Consider the following 3,476-nt stretch of genomic DNA (forward strand, 5'->3'; position numbering starts at 1 on the left):
CGCTGTGCCTGTCGGCCCGCTGTGCCTGTCGGCCCGCTGTGCCTGTCGGCCCGCTGTGCCTGTCGGCCCGCTGTGCCTGTCGGCCCGCTGTGCCGCCGTCGATCAGGCCGACCTGGGCCAAGTCCACCCGCCACACCTGGCCACCGCCGACCAGGTCTCTCGCCATGCATGTTCGCTCGGCACGGCGACGGCGAGGCCGGTTCAGGAGCGGAGACCGCCCGGGCGCAGCTCATCTCGCCGATGACCACCCGGCCGAAGTCCGGGTGGGTGGGAGGCGGGTGCAGGGGCTCGCGTGGGCTTCTCGACGAGCCGTGTCGGTGGAGGCGGTGCAGTCCATTCGTCCCTCCAGAGGAGGGCGCTCACCTCAGGAGCCCCGATGATTGCGTTGTTGGCCGTGCTTTTTGCGGCGGCGTTCGGCTTCTTCCTCCCCAGGGGCGCCAACCCCGCCAGGCGGAGGCTGAGCGACCAGTTTCGGAGACCGGCAGAGCTCCCAAGAGCAGTATCGCCCGCAGGCAAGGAACCCAGCGCGGACTTAGTTCGCGGATCGAGGCGGGACGAGGGTTGGTGGCCGACGGGCCAGGTGAAGTGGAGAGCGTGGGCTCCGCGGATCCGGGCGCCCGACCTCCCAAAGGAGGGCCTGCGGCACCACGGGCCGGACAACGGACAGGGACGCGAGCCCGGAGCCAGGGCAGAGGCCGCCCAGCACCGTGACGTCCTCCTCCGGCGCGTCGCCTCTGTCGGAGCCGGGGTGCTGGGCGCGGTCACGGTCGGCTGGCCGGCCGGCGTGGTGATCGGCATCTTGGCCGCGGTGGCCGTCTGGTTCTCGTTCGGCCGCCTTGGGAACGGTGAGCGAAGACGGAGGCAGGCACGCCTCATCGCGGACCTGCCCGTGGCAGTGGATCTCCTCGCGGCCTGCCTGCGTGGTGGCGCTCCCTGGCACGACGCGGTCGCCGCTGTCGCGGGCGCGGTGGGCGGCCCGCTCGGGGACCGGTTGCACGGCGTCTCCGTCCAGATCCGGCTCGGGGCTGACCCATCCGAGGCGTGGCTCGCGCTCGCGGAGGAGCCGATGCTCGCACCTCTGGCCCGTTCGGCCGTCCGGGCGGCGTCCACCGGTGCGGCGCTGGCCCCGTCTCTGAGCCGCCTCGCGCGGGACCAGCGGCGCGTCGCACGATCGGCCGCGGCGGCCAGGGCGAGGGCGGCGGGCATTCGGGCGCTCGCGCCGCTGGGCCTGTGCTTCCTGCCCGCCTTCGTCCTGCTCGGCGTCGTCCCGGCCATCGCCGGGATCGCCTCGACGATCCTCCTGCCGTGGTGAACGCAGGGTTATCCACAGTGCGCCGTTCACCCGTCACCCAGCTCGGCGGCCCAGCAGCCTTCAATCAGAACCACAAGCGAAAGGAGCCCCATGAGGGCGATACAGATGGTGGTGCGGCGATGGCCCTGTACGTGCAGCGACCGCGGAATGTCCACAGCCGAGTACGCGGTGGGCACCATCGCCGCGGCCGCGTTCGCCGGCCTGCTGTTCAAGATCGTGACCAGCTCGCAGGTGAGGGAGATGCTCGTACAGATCATCGAGAAGGCCCTCAATCTGGCCGGTTGAGGGATCGCGGGATGGCCACGGCGGAGATCGCCGTGGCACTCCCCGCCCTCGTCCTGATCACCGCGATCGCACTGTGGGGCCTGACGGCCGCCTCCGTCCAACTCGCCTGCACGGACGCCGCCCGGACCGGCGCCCGCGCCGCGGCCAGGGGCGAGTCCCTCACCGCCGTGCGCGAGCTCGTGGTGAAGGCCGTCCCCCAGGGAGCAACGGTGCGGGTGAGCCGGGATGAGGCCACCGTCCACGTGGACGTCTCGGCCCCCGTCAAGCCCCCCGCGGCAGCCGGTCTTCCGCCCTTGACCGTCCGGGCCCACGTAGCCGCCGCGACGGAACCGGGCGTCCCGCCCGACAAGGAAGCACGAGAAGGAGGAACGACCGAGGAGGCGCGAGAAGGAGGAACGGGAAGGAGGAACGACGTCCGAACCCGGTCGCCCAGCCGACCCAGCGAGATGAGCCCCCGCTAACAGGACGGCCCGGGCCATAGTCGTTCGGATTGAGCTCGTGTGCGCATAAGTCCCTGTTAACAGGGTGGCTCGGGCCGCAGTTGTCCGGATTGAGCCCGCGTCCGCATGAACCCCCGCTAACAGGGTGGCGTGCGCCGTAGTCGTCCGGGTTGAGCTTGTGTGCGGATGAGTCCCCGGTTAACAGGGTGGCCCGGGTCGTAGTCGTTCGGATCGAGCTCGTGTCCGCTGGCGGGATCGGGGTGCTCGACGTCGATTCTGCAGCCGCCGTTGTCATCCGGCGGCTGCAGAACACCCGGCCCCCCAAGGGCTTTCCCTAGGTGCCTATGCGTCAGGTGGGGGGGCGGGTGTGAGAGGTGCTGCCTTGTGTGGGCCCGTCCAGGACGGCCTGGAGGAGGGCGTACATGGCGGCTTTGCCGGTGCGGGCGGGCCAGCGGCGTATGCCGTCGCTCTGCAGGAGGTAGGCGCCGGCGCGGTCGCCGAGGCGGACGGTGAGGAAGCCGACGGCGGCGAGGGCGGCGACGGCGAGGTCGCGTTTGATCATGGTGCCGGTGCCGAAGTCCATGCTGGGGGTGAGGTCGACCAGGGCCCAGGCTTCGAGTTCGTGGTCGGCGATGAGGTCGCGTACGTGGGGGGTGGTGGTGCGGGCGGTGACGGCCCAGTCCATGTGGCGGACGTCGTCCTCGCCGGGCTGGTAGAGGCGGGCTTCGGCGAGTTCGGTGCCGGGGCCGGGGAGCAGGCCGAGGTGTTCGCCGTTGAGGAGCCCGTCGAGGCGGCGGGTGACCTGGAGTTGGAGGCGGCGCAGGGTGCGTTCGGGGGCGAGGTGGTGGAGCTTGCCGCTGCGCTGGTGCCGGGCCGCGCTCATGCGGTGGTCACCGCCGCTGCTCCGTGGTTCCAGACCACGCGGGGCGGGGGGACGGCGGTGAGGATCTGGGCGATGACGTCGCCGGCGTCGACGCCGTCGGCGAGGGCGTCGAAGGTGAGGACGAGGCGGTGGGAGATGACGTCGCGGGCGACGGCGCGGACGTCGTCGGGCAGGACGTAGTCGCGTCCTGACAGCAGGGCGAGGGCGCGGGCGGCGGAGGCGAGGCCGAGGGTGGCGCGGGGGCTGGCCCCGATCTCGATGACGCCGCGCAGGTCGGGGAGGCGGTACTGGTCGGGTTCGCGGGTGGCCATGACGAGCCGGACGATGTAGTCGGCGATGAGTTCGTGGACGGCGACTTCTTCGGCGGCGCGCTGGAGTCCGGCGAGGCGTCCGGTGTCGAGGATCTCGGCGGCTTCGGGTGGGTCGACGCTCATCCGCTGGAGGATCTGGAGTTCCTCGTGGGCGGCGGGGTGGTGGACGTCGATCTTCATGAGGAAGCGGTCGCGCTGGGCTTCGGGGAGGGGGTAGACGCCTTCGGATTCGATGGGGTTCTGGG

General features: G+C 71.6%; 4 protein-coding genes and 1 pseudogene. 3 read left to right on the plus strand and 2 right to left on the minus strand.

The window, feature by feature from the left end; genetic code table 11:
- The first annotated feature begins 748 nt into the window (after positions 1-748).
- The 3 genes from E1281_RS42405 (at position 749) to E1281_RS38555 (ending at position 2,058) form a co-directional block, all read left to right on the plus strand.
- Positions 749-1,312 (plus strand): type II secretion system F family protein, encoded by a 564-nt coding sequence (locus E1281_RS42405; RefSeq protein ID WP_243717792.1) that lies wholly within the window; start codon positions 749-751, stop codon positions 1,310-1,312.
- Positions 1,313-1,402: 90 nt separating this feature from the next.
- Positions 1,403-1,597, plus strand: a complete 195-nt coding sequence (locus E1281_RS38550) for a DUF4244 domain-containing protein (RefSeq protein WP_131884636.1) — start codon at positions 1,403-1,405, stop codon at positions 1,595-1,597.
- A gap of 11 nt (positions 1,598-1,608) precedes the next feature.
- Positions 1,609-2,058, plus strand: coding sequence for a TadE family type IV pilus minor pilin (locus E1281_RS38555; RefSeq protein ID WP_243717793.1), 450 nt, complete (start codon positions 1,609-1,611; stop codon positions 2,056-2,058).
- Between the two features lie 388 nt (positions 2,059-2,446).
- Here the strand turns inward: E1281_RS38555 and E1281_RS38560 are convergent.
- Positions 2,447-2,920 (minus strand): annotated as a pseudogene (locus E1281_RS38560) (DUF58 domain-containing protein); the annotation flags it as partial.
- Positions 2,917-3,476 (minus strand): MoxR family ATPase (locus E1281_RS38565; RefSeq protein ID WP_131884637.1); only part of this gene is annotated, 560 nt, incomplete at its 5' end. The pseudogene E1281_RS38560 and the gene E1281_RS38565, both read right to left, overlap by 4 nt.

This window comes from Actinomadura sp. KC345 (genome assembly GCF_004348515.1).
In the GTDB taxonomy this organism is placed as follows: domain Bacteria; phylum Actinomycetota; class Actinomycetes; order Streptosporangiales; family Streptosporangiaceae; genus Spirillospora.

Coding starts and splice junctions, on each gene's coding strand:
- E1281_RS38550 (WP_131884636.1), top strand. CDS start 1,403: ATGAGGGCGATACAGATGGTGGTGCGGCGATGGCCCTGTACGTGCAGC.
- E1281_RS38555 (WP_243717793.1), top strand. CDS start 1,609: ATGGCCACGGCGGAGATCGCCGTGGCACTCCCCGCCCTCGTCCTGATC.